Raw genomic sequence first — 21,233 nt, forward strand, 5'->3', positions numbered from 1 at the left:
TGACTGTTATTTGGGAATTTGACTTTTTTTGGTATTTGTGTCCCAAATAACAGACCTCAAGAAGGCCACGAAGTGGCCGTATCTTTTGGATTTTGCGTTATTGGGAATAAAATTGGTCGACCAGATTGCATATAGCATTTGATATGTCGAGTGATAGAGCCTTGGCGGCGATATTGGCAAAAGTTCTCTTATCCTACGGATTTAGCAATCTGACAGAGCGCGGCGATGATGTCGACTTGCTTTTGGTGCGTTGGCTGCGGTAGCAGTGCAACAAAAGTACGCCGCAGGCGTATTCGACATCATCGTGTTTGTGTATGGTTAGTTGCGTGGTTAAGCAACTAATTTAGTAAACAAATACGAACGCGAGAAAATTCCGAAGGAATTTTCCAAATAATCACTTGCCAAAGCAATTAATTATACACGGTGTTGTGCTTTCGTTATTTATCGTTCAATTCATCATTAATTAGTCCAGCAAGTAGTTCGGCTTTATTTTTTAGACTTTCTGTGATTTTTATTCCTAATGATTTTCTTGTAATATTATTCCGCAAGTTGTTTCTGCCTAAATTAGATTCTATTTTTTTAATGAATGCTTGTTTTCTTGTTTCTTCATTTTCTGAAAAGGGTAGTATTAATTTTTGACCTCGACCATGAGGTGGGTTGATTTCATATTCGTCGGCAAGAAACCAAAACTCATCATCGTTTGAAGAATGCTCTTCATCGTAGTCAATAAATAAATTAAAACTATATAAGTCAACAGTATAATAGTTGTTAATAGCGTCATTAAGTTCTTTAGAACCAAACTGATTTGCAAGTCCAGAATTTTTAATTTTTTGAAATGTTTGGTCTACAATTTTATAATCATTGAAATAACTCGTTATACTTAATACAATAGAATCTATTGAATTATTTTGATATTTTTTACTTTTAAAAATTGATGAATTAGCTTTTATTTGTTTGTCCAAATTTGTAATCATCGCATCAAATCGGTTAGTGTCATTATTTAAATCAACCAACATACTTTTTAAATAGGTTTTGATAATTGCACTTTCTTTTCTTTCTTCATTCCAATTATTTATTTGAAGCGCAATCAAAATTCCAATAACCACAAGTATAATTTCTCCGATAGCATATTTGAGATACTTTCCAGTTTTATTTTTTTCCATAAGGTCGAATCGTATTTTTCTAAAGAATTTTATCATTGGTTAGCGGTTTCTGATAATGAAGCACAACGCCGCGCTATGTGAAGTCCGGCGAATTTTAAGGAAATATAGCAAAATCGGGTGACTGTTATTTGGGAATTTGACTTTTTTTGGTATTTGTGTCTCAAATATCGTAAGCCCCTTGGGCACGCTTTAATCCTTCAAAATATCTTTATAGGTATACTTGCTCTTTTTCCAATCTATTAGGGGAGAAGGGTAGTATTTTACATCCATTCTATCCAAAAAAGGCGCTTGGTTGGCTAAACGTACCTTATAGTTTTCCCAATCTCTGTTTTCTTCTATGGTCCAACCCAACTCTGCATAACCAATGGCTCTGGGAAAAGCTAAATACTCTAGTTCTCCAATATCACTTATGGTTTCAGACCAAAGGGGTGCTTCTATACCTAAAATGTTCTCTAGGGGTACGCCTTTGGTAAAACGCTCTGGGGTCCATACATAGGCAGTATCTGTAGGGATATAGGCCGCCCAATGCAATCCGTGTTTAGAATTTTCATCGTACTCCATATCTAAATATGCTTTAGTGGCTGGGGAAAGGATTACTTTCATGCCCTTTGCAACTGCTGTTTGTGCATTTTTTTCACTGGCCCAAAATTGGGATATAGAAGTGGAATCCACATTGGCATTGGCAACCTCGTCCCACCCAATCATTCTTTTACCATGTTTTTGTACAATTTTTTCCACTTTGCTTACAAAATATATATAATCCTTCTTTTTGGTCACATGGCTTTCATCTCCACCAATATGAAAATAAGGACCTGGAGTCATAGCGGAAATCTCTCGTACCACATCATCTATAAAAGCATAAACGGTATCCTTTCTGGTGTCAAAAGTGCTAAAACCTACGTGCATGCCTTCGTACAATTTTGGGGTTTTCCCATTTCCGTTTAAAATAGGGTAGGAGACAGATGCTGCATTGGTATGCCCCGGCATGTCTATCTCTGGCACAATGGTTATATATTGTTTGGCTGCATAGGCAACTAACTCTTTGTACTCTTCTTGGGTGTAGAACCCGCCAGATTCCCCACCAACTTCTGTACTACCACCAATTTCTGTGAGCTTGGGCCATGATTTTATTTCTATGCGCCACCCTTGGTCATCGGACAAATGCAAATGCAATACATTGTATTTGTAGTATGCCAACATATCTATATATTTTTTTACATCTTCCACACTAAAAAAGTGCCTGGCAACATCTAACATGGAACCCCTATATTCAAAATTTGGATTGTCCATTATTTTTCCCGTGGGAATCAGCCACATAGGATGCTCCACCAACGTATCATTGCTCACTTCTGGGATTATTTGCCGAATGGTCTGTATGCCCCTAAAGGCACCTTCGGCTGTTTTTGCGTTCAGAATCAAAGAATCTTGTGTAATATATAGTTGGTAAGCTTCATCTGTGGCCAAGTCTGTACTGTCCGATTGGTTGATGTAGATAATTCTATCTACCTGGCCTTCCCCTGCATTGTTTACAGGAATTCTCAACTGAGTTTTGTTCTTAATTTTATCAGCTAAAAATTGACCTACTTCCACAAAGCCATTATCAATTTGCGATGTATAGATAACTGTATTTTGGTCCAGACCAAAAGCTGTATTGGTGGGAATTGTTTTTACGGGCTTTGGTATCATGTTTTCCATGGACAGATCCGTGGGCGGAAAGTCAATAGGCTTTCTTTTTTCTTGACAGGCGATAAGAGCGGTTATACCAAAAAGTACAATAAGGGTTCTTAGAAGAATTGAGTTTTTCATGTAATTTAATTAGTTGATGTAGTTTTTTATGACGGCATACCAAATTTCGTAACCTTTACTATTCATATGGAGACCGTCCTGTATAAAAATATCTTTTTTTAACTTTCTTTTATTTAGCATGGGTTTCCATACATCACTATAGGCTATCTGTGGATGCTGTTCCGAATAGTTGCTCATCTTTCGGTTTAATTTTTTATATTTTCCTTTGAGGTTCCACCGCGCAATACTTGGCTTAGCAGAGATTAGAACTATCTGGGTTTTGGGATTGTGCTGTTTTACTCGATCTACAATTTCTTGTAGGGTGCCCAAAATCTTTTTAGGTTTCTTTTTATCAAAAATATCATTGTCTCCCTCGTAAATAAAAACTTTTTTTGGATTGTATTTAAGAACAAGTTCATCTATATATGCCAATAAATCTAATGCTTGCGAGCCACCAAAGCCTGTGTTCACAATTTGGTGTTCCGGGAACATTTCTTGCACATTTTTCCACATGCGAATACTAGAACTTCCTGTAAATACTATGGTTTCTTTGGATGGGTCCCAAAGGGAATCATACTTTTTTTCTAGTTCTAATACTTCATCCTTAAAACGGTTGGAATCTTGGGCTTCACCAACAAAAAATGAAATTAAAAATAATAGGGAAAATAGATATTTCATAGTATCAATAATTGAGTTTTAAAGATACTTTTAATTTAGGCTTGTTCCAAAAAAGAAGATGGAACAAGCCCGTATGATTTTTTAGTGCTGGTGAAAGGTGTCAGACACAAAGGACAATACAACAGGAAGAGACTCTCTCCAATAAGTCCAATTATGAGCTCCCTGTCTTACCCTATATTCATGTGGAATTTCTTTTTTACGCATGGCAATATGCACTAAGCTGTTGCTTTCATATAAAAAATCATCATCACCACAATCTATAAACCAATTAATGGACTTTATATCATCCACGGGTACACTTTCAATTAAAGAAAGAGCATTATGATGGTCAAAATAAGGTTGAAGATTGGCCTCCTTATACGTTTCTTCCCCTCTATCCAATCTACCTTTTAATTGTTCAACAGTTAAAGGACCTACATAGGCACTTAGGGGGCAAGCCGATGAAAATAGTTCTGGATGATGCAAGGCATACATAAAAGAGCCACCACCGCCCATGGATAGCCCAGCAACGGCACGGTATCTTTTTTCACTTTTAATGCGATATTTTTGCTCTACATGTGGCATTAGCTCTTCAAAAAAGAAATCTTCGTATCTCCATTTGCCACTTATATCATTAAAATAACCTCTTTTACCCGTATCAGCATCTGGCATTACAATGATCATAGGTGTCGCCTTTCCTTTTTTAATGGCCTTATCCGTAATGTTTAGGACTTCCCCAAACTGTACCCAACCGGTTTGGTCATCACCAGCTCCATGTAATAAATACAAAACAGGATAACTACGTTCCGATGTTTCATAATCTGGGGGCAAATAAATAGCATATTTACGCTCTCCTTTAAGGATTTTACTGGTTACAGTAAGGTTGTCATATACCTTTCCTGTTTGCCCATAAAGAGTGGAGGACAAAATAGCTGTTAACAAAATTAATACTACATTTTTTCTCATGAGTTCTTGGATTTAGTTTTTAGTTAAAGTTGGGTAATGCATTAATAGTTTTAATTTTTATATCGGTATAATAGACTTCTGCGGCTTCAGACTGCAACTGTATTTTTCCTTTGGTTAAAGAACTTATTTTTCCATCAATATTTATTTTGGAATTTTCTAATATCATGGTCACAACCCCATTAATTACATGAACACTGGTGCCGCCAAAGCAGTATAAATCTACCGTATTCCATTCACCAGTGGGTTTTTCGGCATCAGGATGTTTTTTTACATGCCTGCCTATTTCTGCATCTTGGCTAAAGGTGCGCAGTGTTCCATTTTTATCATATTGATAGGTGTCCTTATTCAATGTGGTTTTTACATCGAACATGGCTCCCGCAACACCCCAATAATCCCCACAATCAGTTTCTTGTATTTGCAATTCTTGTGAACGAAGCCAAAACCCATCCCCATCACCTTGTTCGCCCACTCCATGGTAAAGAAGCCCACTGTCCCTATTGTCATTCTCTTTGGGATACCATTTTTTCTCTCCCCATTTGAACTTTAACTGTAAGTGGTAATTTTCATATTCTTTTTTGGTCGATATACCTCCCCAATATTCCCCAGAAACCCTAATTACTTTTTTACCATCTATTTCTGTAACGGTAAAAACTTTTGGAGTATCATTGTTAAGGCCCAGAGCTGGGAACTCCCTAATATTGTCCCATGTTCTACCAGAAATAAATTGAGGCCCCAAATAGGAGTCCCATCCTTCTAAATTGGCCCCATTGAATAATGTTTCCCATTCCGCATTTATGGTTTTTTTAGAAGTTTTGCAGCCAAAGAGAAGCATAAACCCTATAAGTATTGTTGTTAGACTTATTTTCATATTATGTGTTTTAGTTGGTTTCCTATTATCTTTTTAGGCTAAAGTGACCATTTCTGTTATGCGCGTTTCCAGTATTATCAATCAATTGTAATCTAAACCAATAATCCGAGGAGGGTAAGATGTTGCTATTGATATAACCATCCCACCCTTCTCCTAAGGGGTCTATTTGTGCAATCAATCTTCCATAACGGTCATAAATTTGTAGTTCAGATTCTGGGTAATATTCAGAAGTTACTCCCAATACTTGCCATCTATCATTATTGCCATCATTGTTAGGGGTAAAGAACCTTGGATACCCAATAACACCTACTTCTATTTGTGTAACGCCACAACCATTTTTGTCCTGTACATACAAGGTGTGTAATCCAGGTTCCACCATTTCAAAGTAAGGTTCATCTTGGTATGCGCCAAAATTGGCATCTAAAGCAAACTCATAAGCTCCTAATCCTAAATTATTGTTTGCATTGTTAATTGTAATTGTGTTGTTGGTAGAATTGTCGCTTACCACAATATCATCTAAGCTAATATCTGCTATGTTAGATTCATGTACCATAACATTCCTTGGGATAGATTCACAATTATGTACCGATGTAGCAATGACCGTATAGGTTCCTCCAGTTGTAACTATGGCTGAAGAATCACTGCTGATAATCGAGCCGCTTTCATCTGCCCATTCATAGGTATAAGTTCCATTGGGTGCATATGTATACAGCATTACCTCAGAATTTGTACAAACGGAGGCTTCTTCATCAACCTCAAAAACGGGTAAAGGATAGACCCTAAGAGTTAAATACGGACCCAAACCAAAACAATCACCATTATCATCACTCTCTACCCTAACATATAAAATTTGTTCATCTGGTGTTTCATTGGTATAGTTAAGATTGGAAATTTCATTTTCTTCTAAAGTGGCGTCAGACAGATTTCTATAATAATGAACACTTAGATTTTGATTGGCCGGGAACTGATTCAAAATTTCTGGAGTGGCCAAAGAAATATCCAAAATATGTAGTCCATCTGGGTTAGAATCATCATCACAAGTATTTAATTCTGTCATATATCCTGCAGGAAAAGAAGTAGTGGAAACTTGTAAGTTTATTGTTGATACTTGATGACATCCATATGAGTTCTCTACGCGGGCATATATCGTATTGGCAGTATTGTTGTTAAATGGGGTAGGGTTCTGTGGGTTAGCTCCAGTTTCGGCATCAGCAAGTAAAAGATGGTATGTTACATTTAAAGTGCTATCGCCATTGGTAATAAATTCATCTGCTTCCATTAGATTAAAATCTGTATAACCATCTGCAACACCATCTTCATCACAATTTTTGAATTCTAGCGAAGAGGTAATTGCTGGAAGAGGATTAATAATGGCTTCAACAGCTGTTCTGCCTCCAGTTGTACATCCTCCTATTGATGCGTAAGCGTAATATGTGGTATTGGTGGTTAAAGTTGGTGTTGTAAAAGTGTCACCTGTAAACAGCAGATTTCCATTTTCAAGGGCATCATACCATTGTACTGTACCAGATGATGACAGGGCAGTTATGGACAAGCTTCCATCCCCACATCTTTCTGCACCAGAAACACTGTCAATAGATGCTATGGAAATTTTTGTACTCGCAGAGATGTTCAATATAGGATCTCCTGGCATTCCGCCATATTCAACAACATACCCTTTAGGTTGGTAAGCACCGTTAGGAGCACCTTCATTGCTTAAGTCGTTCCAAGCTCCCCTATTTCCTACACTGGGGTCTGTTAAATGCGCATAGTCTTCATCACCAGCCTGATTGGGCTCATTGGTATTCCAATTGGCATAATTTGGAGAACTTCCGTTGGCTAATCCGTTCCAAAATACGGTACCAGATTCTGGACCAGTTACCCATCGCCAAATTCCTTCGGTTCCTGCATCGCTGCCGCCAATCCAACCCGCCCCAGATATTTGTTCTCCAGTGAGTTGTGCTTCTTCCGCAGAGGTTATTGTTGCCAAATACCCCCTTAAACCAAAATAGGTTCTTCCTTCTGCTGCTGCTCTAGCTTCGGTCCATGTAATTCCAAGACTTGGAACATATTCGTAATAATGGTCGGTTGAGGGTAGGTAATTAACATCACCCACTGTAATAGAGAAAAATTTCTCTCCAGACGGAGTAGGAGAACTGCTCTCAAAAATTACATCCCTTACAGCCGCCACTAAATCCACATAACTTGCCAAAGCAGCATTGGAACTACTCAATGTTAGTTTTCCTTGATTGGCATTCCAAGTGGTATTAATATTGGGATGTGCACCAGATAATGTTAAAACATCTTGCCCTTGTTGGTAACCAGTTGAGATTTGAATGTAAAGCGCTTCAATTTCTGTATCATCTGGGTCAACTATGTTAATAGCGGTAACCACATTTATTTGGCTCAAAGGACAATAAATTTGGTCACCAGTGGCAGTAACGGTAGGAGGAATGTTAGTCTGTGACCAGCTCATGTGAAACATGCACAACAAACCAATCATCAAAAAATATGTGTTCTTAAAATACATCTTTTGGAGCTTCCAATTCCCTTTCTTTAAGGGGTTTATTTTATTCCGAACTTGTAATCTAAAGAATATTTTCCAGCTCCCGAAAAAAGGAGCATTAAATACCCAAAACCATAGGCAAACGCCATTTCCCCAGCATTGCTTCCCGTGAATTTCATATCATGCCAAAGAAAAAAGGCCACAAACATGGTAAAGGCCAATCCAAGTGCATGTATGCGTGTTAGTAAGCCTAATGCAATTAAAATGGCTCCAAAATTTTCTAACCATGCCACCAAAGTATAACTCAATTCACTGCTTATGCCAATTAAATCTGGAAACGTATGGAACTGTTTTCCTGCCGTCATTAGTTTTTCCCAACCATGGAAAACAATCATTAAACTGGCAAGACAAATTCTAAGCAATAACAATCCCAAATCTGGATTTAATGGTATGAAGGGTAGCCCTAATTTTTTTTTCATGTTGGTTGGTTTAATTAATAAACCTCATAAGTAGAGATTACTTATGAGGTTATATGGAGAATTTTCTATTATTCGTTATCTGCGTAAAAGCGCCCAAGTTCCTCTACGATGGCCAATTTAAGTGCTGGTGGGTCAAAAGTGCCTTCTACTTTGTACAATACATCCCCCTCAGAAGTTACTAAGGCAGTATAGGGTAAGGAACCTTGCCATTCTGGATCTACTACTTCAATAAGATCATAAATGTCTTTACCGTTGTATATGTAATTGGTGGCTGATGCTTCCTTTTTTGTTAATATTTCCAAAGCCTTTTCTTTTCTATTCATTTTATCGGCAGAAATTGTAATCAATTCAAAATCACGGTCCCGATACATTCTGTTAATACTTATTAATTCTGGCATTTCCATGATGCACGGACCACACCATGTGGCCCAAAGATTTATGAGTCTAAGTTTACCGGAGCCATTTTTAACCAACCCGCCAATTTCTTCCAAACTAGCTTCATTTAAGGTAACAGGCTCCTTGGCCCATTCTTCAAGTTGTGCCTTGGCAAACTCACCTTTCCATGACCATTTTATGGAGCATCCAAAAGTTTTTGTTTTATCAACAGGTACTTTTTCACCTGCCACAATTGCATCTAAAGTGTTTATTAAATCTGTTGTTTTGGGTTCTATATATGGGTTTTCTGTATCATCAATTCTTCCACTATAAATTAAGGTTCTGCTTTTGTCAAAAACAAAAACATGTGGAGTTGCCAATGGACCATAGGCCAGAGAAGCTTCTTGTGTTTCTCCATCATATAAATAGGGGAAATTGTACTTTTTTATTTTGGCACGCAGTTTCATTTCTTCTAAACTATCACTCATATCAGAATACCCTAATTCTGATAAACTAATTGCACTATCAGAATTGGGAGAAATAGCTACAAAACCAACACCTTTATCCTTATATGTGTCTACAATATTAATGAACTTATCTTCATAAGCTTGTGCTGTTGGACAATGGTTACAAGAAAATAAAATAACTAGTGTGTCATCATCTTCAAAATCTTTTAAGGTGTAATTTTTGCCATCAACCCCAGGAAGATTAAAATCTGGAGCTTTTGTGCCTGGTTCAATTGGTTTAGGAGTTTCATGAGCAACAACTTTAGCCACTTCCGCCGTTGTTTCTTCGGTTTCTACTTCTTCAGAATCTTTCTTCTTTTGATTGCAACTTATAAAGGCAATTACAAAAAGAAGGACTGCTAAATTTTTAATTTTGGTTTTCATTAATTTTGGTTTGAGAGGTTATTTATATAGAATTCATAAAGTTAGCAAAAAAGAAACAGCAAAAAGTTAAACAAACGTTAGAGAAATTATTATTTCCTTAAATATGTTTATCTTGAAAATTCTTGATTTTTAACCGACCAAAAACCCATAATGAAAGTATTATTTATAGGAGGAACAGGAAATATTAGTACTCCATCTAGCCGACTGGCCATAGAAAAAGGAATTGACCTGTATCATTTAAATAGAGGAACCACCAAAGTGAAAATTGATGGTGTTAAAACTATTTTGGGTGATATGTCCAAGCCCGAAACACTGTCAGAATTAAAAAAACATGAATGGGATGTGGTAGTCAATTGGATTGCTTATACGCCTGAAGATGTAGCACAGGATATTCAATTGTTCAGTGGAAAAACAAAGCAGTATATTTTTATAAGCTCTGCATCCTGTTATCAAACACCATTGAGTTATCCAATAATTACGGAATCTACTCCTTTAAAGAACAATATTTGGGATTATTCCAACGACAAAATTAAGTGCGAAGATTTGCTGACAAAAGCCTATCGTGATGCCGATTTCCCAATTACCATTGTTCGTCCTTCCTTAACATACGATACTGTAATACCTATTGCTATCGGTGGTTTTAAGGAATATACAACACCCCAAAGAATGTTGAATGGGGAGAAGATAATAATCCATGGGGACGGTACTTCACTTTGGACCGTTACGCATGCAGATGATTTTGCTATTGGTTTTGTTGGCCTGTTGGGCTTAACGCAGGCCATTGGCCATGCTTTTCATATTACTTCGGATGAGGTGCTTACCTGGAATATGATTTATAAAATTTTAGCAGATAGCTTAGGGGTAGAGTTGAATGCAGTACATATAGCTTCTGATTTTATTTGTAAAATTGAGCCTTCTTTTACGGGAGGTTTACAGGCCGATAAGGGGGAAAGCGTCATTTTTGATAATACTAAAATAAAGACCTTTGTTCCAGCATTTAAAGCCACCATTCCTTTTGCAGAGGGAATAAAAAGAACCTTAAAATGGTTGGATGATAATCCTGAAATGAAAATTTTCAACGAAGAAAAAAACAAGCAAATTGAGAACATACTAAAAGCGTACGGAGAATTATGAAACCAATGAAAGAAGTACGCTGGGGAATTATAGGCGTAGGCGATGTATGTGAGGTTAAAAGTGGACCATCATTGCAACAAGCAGACGGTTCTACACTCGTTGCTGTAATGCGTAGAACAGCCGAAAAAGCACAAGACTTTGCAAAACGGCACAACGTTCCCAAATGGTATGATGATGCCGATGCGCTTATTAACGACCCAGATATTAATGCCATTTATATTGCGACACCACCAAGTTCTCACGAAGAATATACCTTGAAGGCCGCTGCTGCTGGCAAACCTGTGTATGTGGAAAAGCCTATGGCGCGTAGCCATAAAGAATGCCTTTCTATGGTCAATGCCTGTAAGGAAGCTGGCGTGCCTTTGTTTGTGGCATTCTACCGCAGAGCTTTACCTAATATTCTTAAGGTGAAAGAAATTATTGATACTGGTGTTATTGGTGATATCCGATTTGTAAATATTAAATTGCATAAGCCTTTAAGCCCAGATATAGTGGGTGCAAGTGATGATCCAGACAATTGGCGTATTTTCCCAGAAGTGGCTGGAGGCGGTTATTTTTACGATTTAGCATCACACCAATTGGATGCTATGGATTTTCTTTTTGGACCTATAGAAGAAGCAACGGGTTATGCTGCAAATCAGGCGGGGATTTATCCCGCAGAAGATATTACTGTCGGAACCTTCCGTTTTAAAAGTGGTGTCTTAGGGCATGGCGTTTGGGCTTTTAATACAGGAGATGTTTCCGATGAAGAAGTAACTACCATTGTAGGTAGCAAAGGGCAGGTTTCGTTTCCGTTTTTTAGTGACCATAGTGTCACTCTACAAGTGGATGGAAAAGCAGATGAGGTATATAATTTTAATATTTCTAAGAATATTCAGCAACCATTGATTCAGACCATGGTAGATGAACTCTTGGGAAAAGGAAAATGTGATAGTAGTGGTGTATCTGGAGCCCGTACCAATTGGGTGATGCAGGAAATCTGTAAAAGAATAGATAAATAGGATGTTGCGAAAGTGGAAACTTACACAAGTCATAGTTTACAGCTTTATTGTTTTTGTAGGCGTCTTTTTTGCTGTTTTAGGATGGAATGAAGAATCTTTATCTTCAATGCTCCGTATTTCTGCCAGAATAGCCATAGTGCTGTTTTTGTTGGCTTTTTTAGCCTCTACATTTTTTAAAATAAAGAAATCGCCTTTTACCAAATGGCTTTTAAAAAATAGAAAATATATAGGGGTAAGTTTTGCTATAATCCATATTCTACATTTGGGAATGGTGTTCTTAAGACATTTTATTTATGAACCTACTTTACTAACTACCGAAATATCTTCTAGAGTTGGGGGTGCCATAGCTTATAGTTTTATATTGCTAATGACCTTCACATCCTTTGAAAGATACTCAAACATAGTAAACGCAAAGAATTGGTCTAGAATCCATACTATTGGTTCCTATTTTATCTGGCTTATTTTCTTTTTGTCTTATGTTAAACGAATTAAAGCGGGGAGGAATGAGCTTATTTATTTTGTCTTATTTGGAATATTATTAATTGCACTTCTTTTAAAAATTGGATTTAAATGGAAGAAGGTGGAAAAAAATTGAATAACAGCTATTTCTTTTTTAACACTATTTAACGTGTAAAATTAACGACTATTAAAAATTACCTTTAAATTTATAGGGTTTCGATAAATAATTTCGTAATAAAATAGAGAATACTTAGAATCAATAATAAATAACCAATATTATGTCTTTACCAAAACTACTATTTTGTCTACTCTTTTTAGGGTTTGGCACTACACTGTACGCACAACAAATTTCAAAAGAAGAACTTATTTTTTTAACCCCTGAATGGACAGGCGAACGGTTTGATGATGGCCGACCCAAAGTACCAGATGATATTATTGCTAGAATAAAATTGGTAAGCGTGGAAGAAGCTTGGGCCGTTATGAAAGGCGAAGGTTACGGGTACCAAGTTGCTGAAGGATGGAAACAGATAAACCCTGATAGTGTTCTGGTAGGCCGTGCGGTAACAGCGACATTTATGCCCGCTCGTCCAGATGTTTGGAAAGCGATTGATGATAGAGGAAAAGCACAAGGGAAAAGAGGACAGAATACGTGGCCCGTAGATATATTGGTCAAAGGAGATGTTTATGTTGGCGACCAGTTCGGGGCACATAGAAACGGCCCTACCATTGGGGACAATGTTGGGAATGCCATTTATGCCAAATCTGGCAATGGTATTGTATATAATGGAGCTTTAAGAGATGTGGAAGGGCTAAGGGAAATAGGAGGATTTACGTCCTATTATACCAGTTACGACCCATCATATCATAATCCAAAGGGAGATTTAAATACGATGATTATAGGTATTAATCAACCTACAAGAATTAGAAAAGTGACTGTAATGCCTGGCGATGTAGTGTTGGGTAAAGAGGGTGTGGTTGTTTTTATACCCCCACATTTGGCTGAAAAAGTAGCAAAAACTTCGGAAATTGTGCGTTTACGAGATATGTTTGGTCACGAACGATTAAGAGAAGGAACCTATACTGCCGGTCAAATAGATACCCGTTGGTCAGATGAAATTGAAAAGGATTTTTCCAAATGGCTAAATGACCATATTGATGAACTTCCAGTGCCAAAAGCACAAATTCAAGAATTATTAAAAACAAGAACCTGGTAAACCAAACAACATGAAAAATTCAAGACGTTCATTTATTTCAAAAAGTATCATGGCAGGAGCAGGACTGGGAATGGTCTCTGCTTACGGAAATGAATACGAATCGGCCATCAATAAAATTCCAAAACTATCTGCGCCAGCGGATTTAAAAATTACCGATGTTAAGTGTGCCTATATAAGAGGAGGTAGTGGTTTGTTTGTAAAAATACACACCAACCAAGGGATTTGGGGGTGTGGGGAAGGTGCAGATGCCGTACCTGGAACCTACGGACTTGTAAAAATGTTCGGGCGCATGCTCAAGGATAAAAGTCCACTGAATGTACATCGCTTGTTTGAAGATATTCGGAAAGCGGGATTCTTTAGGGGAGCACAATCAGGAATGTATGTAGCTGTGCTTTCGGCTGTTGAAACTGCTTTATGGGATTTGGCAGGTAAGGCATTGAACGTGCCAGTGTATCAATTATTGGGAGGAAAGTTTAGGGATAAAGTAAGAGTATATATGGACACGGCATTGTACCAAAGCAGGTTGCCAAAACCAGAAGATTTTGCTGCCAGTGCCAAAGAGGCTGTAGCAATGGGATTTACTGCGGTAAAGTTCGATTTGGACCAAGCCAATGACCCTAATAAATACGATAGATATAATTGGACCGCAAGCCCAGCAGAATTGCAGCGCATGTACGACCAAATGAAGGCAACCAGAGATGCTGTTGGACCAAATATAGATATTTGTGCAGATATGCACGGTCGTTATGATGCGGTAACAGGAATGAAAGTTGCCAAAATGCTAGAGCCTTTAGGCCTAATGTGGTTAGAAGAGCCAATTCCGGCAGAAAATATAGATGCTTACAAGCAAATAACAGACTCTACCAGTACACCAATTTGTGCAGGGGAAAACCATTACTTGGCGTATGATTTTAGAGAGATGCTAGAAAAAGGAGCGGTGAACATTATTATGCCAGACCTTCAAAAAGCAGGTGGACTAGGAGAGGGGCAGCGTATTGCAAACTTGGCAAATCTTTACTACACACCTTTTGCACCACATATGGTAGCTTCGTATTTAGGAGCTATGGCTTCAGCTCATGTATGTGCTTCTGTACCTAATTTTATGGTTTTAGAGTGGCAAATATATTTCCATAAAAATCCAATGTTCCAAGAAATTGTAGATTTTGATGGCCCAATGGTAGAAGACGGATTTATTACAGTTTCTGATAAACCCGGAATAGGAGTAGAAATCAATGAAGAAGGAATGAAGAAGTATGCCGTTGAAGGCGTGCCCTTTTTTGAATAATGATGATAAAGAGAGTAGAGAAGATAGAAGTGAGAAAAGAGAACTAATAAATAATCTATAACCTAACAACGTAGCGGTCTAATTTCTATTAGCGTAGCGCTTTATAACAACCAACTAACAACCAACTATGAAATCTATTTACAAATACCTTTTATGGACCGCAGCTTTACTAGCGGTATTATGTGCTTATTTTTATTTTACTGGTCAGTATACCATTTTTGGCCCCTTGCTGGTATTCTTTTTTCTTGCGCTTTCCATTGGATTTAGGGGTTATACAGCTGTAAAGGGTTTTTCTTATGCTTTGCTCATTTTTGCATCGGCCACATTGGCTATGAACTATCCCAACTTGTTTACCAATTGGGGCGATTTTGAGGTAAAAAAACTCATTGTTCCCCTATTGCAAATCATTATGTTTGGTATGGGTACGGCTATGAGCATTAAGGATTTTACCGCCGTAATTAAAAGTCCCAAGGCTGTATTTATTGGGCTTGTTTGTCAGTTTACCATTATGCCCATTGTGGGAGCTACTTTGGTATTCTTATTTAAATTTCCGCCAGAAATTGCTGCTGGTGTAATTTTAATTGGTTCGTCACCTAGTGGACTGGCTTCTAATGTAATGGCTTATATAGCTAAAGCCAATTTGGCATTATCGGTTACCCTAACTACTGTGGCAACTTTACTGGCTCCGTTTGTAACACCCATACTCATGAAAACTTTTGGGGGTGAACTTATTGATATTGATGTGTTGGGTATGATGTGGAGTATTACCAAAATAACCATTATCCCTATTGTAGCTGGACTCATTTTTAATAAACTTTTTCATGGAAAAACAGAATGGTTGGACAAAGCTATGCCTTTGGTTTCCATGGGTGGTATTGCCTTGATTATTGCAATTATTACGGCATCGGGTCGTGATAGTCTTATGACCATGGGTGCTATTTTAATCTTGGTTGCTTTGCTACATAATTCAGCTGGGTATTTGTTTGGATATTGGGGCTGTAAACTATTTGGACTAGATGAGCGTTCTGCCCGTACCATTGCTTTTGAAGTAGGTATGCAGAATGGTGGATTGGCATCGGGTCTTGCCCAAGAAATGGGTAAAATGGCTACTGTGGGTCTTGCCCCAGCCGTATTTGGCACCCTTATGAATATTACAGGTTCTTCACTGGCCATGTGGTGGCGAGATAAACCCTTGGGAGATGAGGTTGTTGAAGAAGAAAAAGTGGAGTAATCCTTTTTTAGATAAAAAACACCTAGCCTAATGTTCTTTATAAAAGAGGAATGTTAGGCTTTTGTTTTATACGCCGTCATACTCCAAAGTGTTTTGGAGTAGTAGGTTAAAGTATTTTTCTTCTTTTAGCGCTTTTGCAACAATTTCGTTTACAACAAGTAAATCTGTGGGTTCTTTTAGTCTAAATGCAGCAATGTCTTTGTCGATATCCTCATTTATAAAAACAGGACCATCGTGTTCAAAACCGTTAGGATTATAATTGCTTTTCTCGCTGTCAAAGGCATCTATGCAGGTAAGAAAATTTACAATTTTGTAATTGGAATACACTTCTCCTGTATCTTTTCTTTTAAGCAATACGGAATAGCTATCAAAATTAGTAACGCCTAGGGAATGTAATTTTTCTATGAGTTCATTAGACATTACGGGAATAGTGGTGTCAAAAAAAGCAGGAAAATTGGTTCCATGGTCCGTATTCAAAAACAAGGTTTGGGTTCCAAAATCTTTCTCAATTTTAGCTCCTGTGGTCCATAAAAATTTACCCGTTACTTTGTTATGCCCATCTATTTCAATGACGCTATTACTTTCAAACAGGTTTTGTCTACAGAAAAAGTAGTTCATTTAAAAATCAATCTTTATTTCTAAATTCTAAGGTATTAAAGAAATATTCCTCCTGCCGCCTCAATGCGTTGTCCATTAACCCATTTGGCATCTTCCGAACACAGGAAAGCAACCACACCACCAATATCGTCCGCTTCGCCAACCCTTCCTAAAGCGGTAAATTTGGCTATTGTTTTCCTTTTCTCTTCATTGGTTTTATTTTCTCCGTTACCAAAATCGGTTGCAATTGCTCCAGGAGCTACTACATTGGCACCAATTTTTCGTGGTGCCAGTTCTTTTGCCAAGTATCTTGTAAATACTTCAACGGCACCCTTAGCGGATGCATAAGCTGATGAATTTGGAAGTGAGAAGCGTGCTAGACCCGATGAAATATTAATAATTCTACCACCGTCATTTAGCATGGGTAGTGCCTTTTGGGTTAAAAAATAGACGCCCTTAAAATGGATATTGACCATCTCATCAAAATCTTCTTCTGTGGTTTCTATATATGGCTTATAAATGCCTGTTCCTGCATTGTTTATTAAAAAATCGAATCTTGTAGCCTTGAATTTATCTTCCAAGGCAACTGCTAATTTCTTTTCAAAGAATTTGTTAAAAGTTGAAACTTTTGAAACATCTAGTTGAAGCGCAACTCCCTTTTGTCCAGTTTTTTCAATTTCAGCAACAACTTCATTGGCTGCTTTGCCGTTGGCATTATAAGTAATTACAACGTCTAATCCTTTATTAGCAAGTGCAAGCGCCATGTTCTTACCCAAACCACGGCTGCCGCCTGTTACTAAAGCTATTTTATTTGTTGCCATTTTTTCCTCAGTTTTTAGTTCTGTAATTCTTTTAAAACCCTACTTTAAAACCTTTTGTGCATGTTCCATAAAATGTTCTTCCAAACGTTTTAATTTTGGCACTAATTTTTCTGAATAGATTACATATTGGCATTTTTTAATACTTTCTGAAGTGTTCACTAAAGCGGTATACGTACTGTTCTGTGTTAAAAAATCGGCATCCTCAATGCTGAAAATTTTTAATTGTGAAATGCTAACACCGTTAGATAAAAACAACCTGTGAATTGTTTTGGGCGTGGTAATGAGCACATCTATACCCATATAAATTTCCGATTTTTGAACATCAATGTGCAATTCTTCATAACTGGCGTACACTCTAATAGAACTGTACTTGGTGTACTCTAAAAATGCTTGGTATAATTCTAGGGCTTTGGCCTTGTTTTCTACAATTACAACAGCCCGTGGCGCATCACCAACAGCCTCACATTTTAGCTTTTGTAAAGTTGTAAGTATTAGGGTTGTTGTTTTTCCCCCGTCTTTGGGTGAGGTACAAAATACATCGGCACCACTTTTTATAACAGGAATACTGCTCTTCTGAAAAGAGGTTGGTTCTGTTATAGCTTTACGCTCTAAAACCTCTTTAAGGTGAGGGTGTAATTTTTTAAATGGCATACCCAATACGTTTATAAGAAAGCACCCAGTAGTTTTAGGTATTTTCTGGGGCAAATATACTGCCTATGAATGGGAAAGCAGAATCTCTTGTGCTTTTGCATTGGTTGGTTTATTCAATACCTATGGCACCATTACTTTTAAACAGGTTTTGAATCCAAAAAATAATCTTTAGAATAATGGATGTCTTCATCATCTATTAATGAAATAACTTTTAAAAAAATGGGGGAGTGGGAAGAGAAAAAGACCAAGCATAGCTTGGTCTTTTGTAATTATAATAAAGCTTATAGCTTGTCCATATACGCAAGGTTATGGATCATACTGTCTATTGGAGCGCCGGCATATTCTTCTTGCTCAATAAAAATATGTTTTAGACCAGAAAGTTTTTGGTTGGCTAACATCAAAGGAATGTCTAAACCACCTTTACCAAACTCGGTGCTTTCTTTTTCGGTCATGTCCATGTCTTTTAGGTGCCATAGTGGAAAACGCCCTTCGTACTTTTTAAAATAATCTATGGGGTCCTTGCCTGCCACAATAACCCATCCTAAATCCAGTTCCATATGTACTAAATCGGGTTGCGTGTTATCCATCAAAACATCATACAATACTTGTCCGTTTTCAGACTCGTATTCATAGGCATGGTTGTGGTACCCAAAATGCAGTCCCAGTTTTTCGCACTTTTCACCAGCTTTGTTAAACTGCTCGGCCACACTTTTATAGTTGTCCACAGTTTGCCCTCTACTGGGCATGGTAGAACAGATAAGGTACTCTTGTCCAGACTCCACCGCTTCTTCCATGGTCTTTTCAAAATTTTCATCCAAATGCACATGTCCGCTAACAAGGCTCATGCCCAAATCGTTACAAACAGTTTTCATTTCTGAGGGGGTAAGTCCATAATAATGGCCTTTTCCGCTTCGTGCAGTTTCAATCTTCTTAATACCAATTTTAGCAATCTTTTCTAAGGTGCCAATGGCATCTTTGGCCATTTCATCTCTAAAGGTGTACAACTGCACACCTAGGTCTTTTTGCGTGCTAGAGGCAAAAGCACAAGACGGTAATAAAACTGTTCCCGCACTAAATACGGCCGTCTTAATCATAAAATCTCTTCTGGTAGTCATAATAGTAATTTTGGTTTTTGGTTATTTATATTAATCTAAATTATTTAGTTGTTATTCCTTCTACTAGTGCCCAGTCATAAAAGCGTTCTATCCAAGAATCGGATGGTAGGTTTTGCTTTCTCATTCCAAAGCCATGTCCGCCTTTAGAATACATATGCAGTCCCACAACTTTGCTTGCTGCTAACCAATCTGAATATAAGGTTGCACTTGGAGCTGCAAGACCCAATGGGTCGTCTGATGCACAAACCACAAGCATAGGAGGGGCATCTGTAGGTACTTTATACTCTCCTAAGACTGACATCCATGGATATACCGGTACTAGAAAATCTGGTCTGTTTTCTTTTTCATAATTAAAGGCCACACCCATGGTAACGGCACCGCCAGCGGAAAAGCCCATAAAGCCAATTTTAGTGGCATCTATATTGTACGTCATAGAATTTTGGCGTACATGGCTTATGGCATTGAGACCATCTTGCCATGAAAGCGGCAATACTTGCGCAACATTTGTAAAAATTGCATTGGGATTGGTAGTACCCGCATCTGTAATTTCTTTAACACCATCTTCACCAGTTGGTACCAATCTATATTTAAGAACAAAGGCCGTTATTCCTTTTTTGTTCAGCCATTTGGCAACATCATTGCCCTCACTAAGAATACTATGCGCATAGAGCCCACCACCTGGAGCAACGATTACGGCCGTTCCATTTGGGTTTTCTGGTCTAAAAACTTCCATAGTGGGAACGGATACGTTTGTTACCACTTGGGTTTGCCATATGTCTGAAAAATATTCTTTTTCATCACCTTCCCATACAACAGAGGTTTCTTGGTCGTTAGGTAATTTTATAATTTCTTGGGATACTGCAAGCTGAGCCATAAAAAGAAAAAATAGAAGTGTTTTAAGTGTTTTCATTTTATCGTAATGATTTTAAGTAAAGAGCAGTTAAGATACTGCTTTTTTAAGGTTGAAGAGGAAAGAAATTTAAAACTTAACATTGCTTTAAGATAAGCCGTTAAAATATATTTTAGGTAATCGATTAATTTGTAAATTAGTGACTTAAGCAAAAATGAATCCTAAAATGGAACGTCGAAAATTTATAAAATCATCTGCAACTGCTGCTGCTGCAACCGCCTTACCCACACATCTTTTTTCTGCGGGAACCTCTAATCCTCTTGTGGAAAGAAAATTCAGGATTTGTTTAAATCCTGGAATCATTGGTGTAAAAGCAAATTTGCAAGAATCATTGGATTATGCCATACAATATGGGTATGAGTCCATTGTTTCTTCTCCAAGGGAGCTAATGGGGTACTCCACTGGCCAAATAGATGAACTAAATGCCAAAATGAAGGAAAACAATATTGGTTGGGGTTCCACAAATATTCCCGTAGAATATAGACAAGGCAAAACCAAGTTCCATGAAGATTTTAAAGGACTTAGAAAGCACTGTGAAGCATTGGAGAAAGTTGGTGCCACCCGTATGAACACATGGATAATCTCTACCCACAATGAACTCACCTATAATGAGAACATGAAACAACATGCGTACAGATTAGGCGAATGTGTCCAAGTAATGAAAGATTATGGTATTAGCCTTGGATTGGAATATTTAGGCATGCGTACTTTAATGACCATGGGCAGGTATCCGTTTATTGGCTCCATGAAAGAAGGTAAAGAGCTTATTAATGAAATTGGGGAAAGTAATGTGGGTTTTGTGTTGGATTCTTTTCATTGGTATACCGCAAATGATACAATTGATGATATACGGAGTTTAACCCCAGAAGATATTATTACGGTAGATTTAAATGATGCTAGAGAAGGTTTTGAACGAATTACTCAACAAGATGGGAAAAGAGAATTGCCCTTGGCCACTGGAATTATTAATATGAAAGATTTTTTACAGGGCTTATTGGATATAGGGTATGATGGGCCTGTTAGAACAGAACCGTTCAACAAGGTTTTAAATGATTTGGAAAACGATGAGGCTCTTAAAATAAATATGGAAGCCATTAAAAAGTCGTTGGCCTTGGTGGGGCTGTAACTT

General features: G+C 37.6%; 20 protein-coding genes. 7 read left to right on the forward strand and 13 right to left on the reverse strand.

Translation table 11 applies throughout. From position 1 onward, the window contains the following. Positions 1-437: 437 nt before the first annotated feature. The 8 genes from AC000W_RS02680 to AC000W_RS02715 all read right to left on the reverse strand — a co-directional run bounded on the left by AC000W_RS02680 (position 438) and on the right by AC000W_RS02715 (position 9,686). Positions 438-1,163, reverse strand: a complete 726-nt coding sequence (locus tag AC000W_RS02680) for a DUF6090 family protein (RefSeq protein WP_474745809.1) — start codon at positions 1,161-1,163, stop codon at positions 438-440. 189 nt (positions 1,164-1,352) lie between these two features. Next, a complete protein-coding gene (locus tag AC000W_RS02685) occupies positions 1,353-2,969 on the reverse strand; it encodes a family 20 glycosylhydrolase (protein ID WP_474745811.1) in 1,617 nt (538 codons plus the stop codon). Between the two features lie 9 nt (positions 2,970-2,978). Beyond that, on the reverse strand, positions 2,979-3,626 hold the full coding sequence (locus AC000W_RS02690; RefSeq protein WP_474745812.1) for an SGNH/GDSL hydrolase family protein: 648 nt from the start codon (positions 3,624-3,626) through the stop codon (positions 2,979-2,981). Positions 3,627-3,707: 81 nt separating this feature from the next. After that, positions 3,708-4,571 (reverse strand): alpha/beta hydrolase, encoded by an 864-nt coding sequence (locus AC000W_RS02695; protein ID WP_474745814.1) that lies wholly within the window; start codon positions 4,569-4,571, stop codon positions 3,708-3,710. A 19-nt stretch (positions 4,572-4,590) separates the two neighbouring features. Further along, a complete protein-coding gene (locus tag AC000W_RS02700) occupies positions 4,591-5,439 on the reverse strand; it encodes a 3-keto-disaccharide hydrolase (RefSeq protein WP_474745815.1) in 849 nt (282 codons plus the stop codon). 25 nt (positions 5,440-5,464) lie between these two features. Beyond that, the gene (locus AC000W_RS02705) at positions 5,465-7,912 is read right to left on the reverse strand and encodes a T9SS type B sorting domain-containing protein (RefSeq protein ID WP_474745816.1); all 2,448 of its coding nucleotides are present in this window, start codon (positions 7,910-7,912) and stop codon (positions 5,465-5,467) included. Positions 7,913-8,001: 89 nt separating this feature from the next. Then, the gene (locus AC000W_RS02710; RefSeq protein WP_474745817.1) at positions 8,002-8,421 is read right to left on the reverse strand and encodes a DoxX family protein; all 420 of its coding nucleotides are present in this window, start codon (positions 8,419-8,421) and stop codon (positions 8,002-8,004) included. Positions 8,422-8,489: 68 nt separating this feature from the next. Further along, positions 8,490-9,686 carry a redoxin domain-containing protein gene (locus AC000W_RS02715; protein ID WP_474745818.1) on the reverse strand — a complete coding sequence of 399 codons (1,197 nt, stop codon included), beginning with the start codon at positions 9,684-9,686 and terminating at the stop codon, positions 8,490-8,492. A gap of 150 nt (positions 9,687-9,836) precedes the next feature. On the opposite strand from AC000W_RS02715, the gene AC000W_RS02720 reads away from it, so the two are divergent. From AC000W_RS02720 to AC000W_RS02745, 6 genes are all read left to right on the forward strand, one after another. Beyond that, positions 9,837-10,820, forward strand: a complete 984-nt coding sequence (locus AC000W_RS02720; RefSeq protein ID WP_474745819.1) for an NAD-dependent epimerase/dehydratase family protein — start codon at positions 9,837-9,839, stop codon at positions 10,818-10,820. Continuing rightward, positions 10,817-11,821 (forward strand): Gfo/Idh/MocA family protein, encoded by a 1,005-nt coding sequence (locus AC000W_RS02725; RefSeq protein WP_476658662.1) that lies wholly within the window; start codon positions 10,817-10,819, stop codon positions 11,819-11,821. The genes AC000W_RS02720 and AC000W_RS02725 overlap by 4 nt, the downstream gene beginning before the upstream one ends. A 4-nt stretch (positions 11,822-11,825) precedes the next feature. After that, positions 11,826-12,416 carry a hypothetical protein gene (locus AC000W_RS02730; protein ID WP_476658663.1) on the forward strand — a complete coding sequence of 197 codons (591 nt, stop codon included), beginning with the start codon at positions 11,826-11,828 and terminating at the stop codon, positions 12,414-12,416. A gap of 142 nt (positions 12,417-12,558) precedes the next feature. Beyond that, on the forward strand, positions 12,559-13,494 hold the full coding sequence (locus AC000W_RS02735; protein ID WP_474745825.1) for an RraA family protein: 936 nt from the start codon (positions 12,559-12,561) through the stop codon (positions 13,492-13,494). A gap of 10 nt (positions 13,495-13,504) precedes the next feature. After that, the gene (locus AC000W_RS02740) at positions 13,505-14,779 is read left to right on the forward strand and encodes a mandelate racemase/muconate lactonizing enzyme family protein (RefSeq protein WP_474745827.1); all 1,275 of its coding nucleotides are present in this window, start codon (positions 13,505-13,507) and stop codon (positions 14,777-14,779) included. A 127-nt stretch (positions 14,780-14,906) separates the two neighbouring features. After that, positions 14,907-16,010, forward strand: a complete 1,104-nt coding sequence (locus AC000W_RS02745) for a bile acid:sodium symporter family protein (RefSeq protein WP_474745829.1) — start codon at positions 14,907-14,909, stop codon at positions 16,008-16,010. A gap of 66 nt (positions 16,011-16,076) precedes the next feature. Here the strand turns inward: AC000W_RS02745 and AC000W_RS02750 are convergent, their stop codons facing one another. From AC000W_RS02750 to AC000W_RS02770, 5 genes are all read right to left on the reverse strand, one after another. Beyond that, a complete protein-coding gene (locus AC000W_RS02750; RefSeq protein ID WP_474745831.1) occupies positions 16,077-16,628 on the reverse strand; it encodes a hypothetical protein in 552 nt (183 codons plus the stop codon). Between the two features lie 35 nt (positions 16,629-16,663). Next, entirely contained in the window at positions 16,664-17,428 is a 765-nt protein-coding gene (locus tag AC000W_RS02755; protein ID WP_474745833.1) for an SDR family oxidoreductase, read from the reverse strand. Between the two features lie 39 nt (positions 17,429-17,467). Then, the gene (locus AC000W_RS02760) at positions 17,468-18,079 is read right to left on the reverse strand and encodes a DEAD/DEAH box helicase (protein ID WP_474745835.1); all 612 of its coding nucleotides are present in this window, start codon (positions 18,077-18,079) and stop codon (positions 17,468-17,470) included. Between the two features lie 281 nt (positions 18,080-18,360). Then, on the reverse strand, positions 18,361-19,194 hold the full coding sequence (locus AC000W_RS02765; protein ID WP_474745837.1) for a sugar phosphate isomerase/epimerase family protein: 834 nt from the start codon (positions 19,192-19,194) through the stop codon (positions 18,361-18,363). A gap of 40 nt (positions 19,195-19,234) precedes the next feature. Then, positions 19,235-20,104 carry an alpha/beta hydrolase gene (locus tag AC000W_RS02770; protein WP_474745839.1) on the reverse strand — a complete coding sequence of 290 codons (870 nt, stop codon included), beginning with the start codon at positions 20,102-20,104 and terminating at the stop codon, positions 19,235-19,237. Between the two features lie 166 nt (positions 20,105-20,270). On the opposite strand from AC000W_RS02770, the gene AC000W_RS02775 reads away from it, so the two are divergent. Beyond that, positions 20,271-21,230 (forward strand): sugar phosphate isomerase/epimerase family protein, encoded by a 960-nt coding sequence (locus AC000W_RS02775; protein WP_474745841.1) that lies wholly within the window; start codon positions 20,271-20,273, stop codon positions 21,228-21,230. The last annotated feature ends 3 nt before the right edge of the window (positions 21,231-21,233 follow it).

The sequence above is a fragment of the Saonia sp. genome (assembly GCF_056326165.1).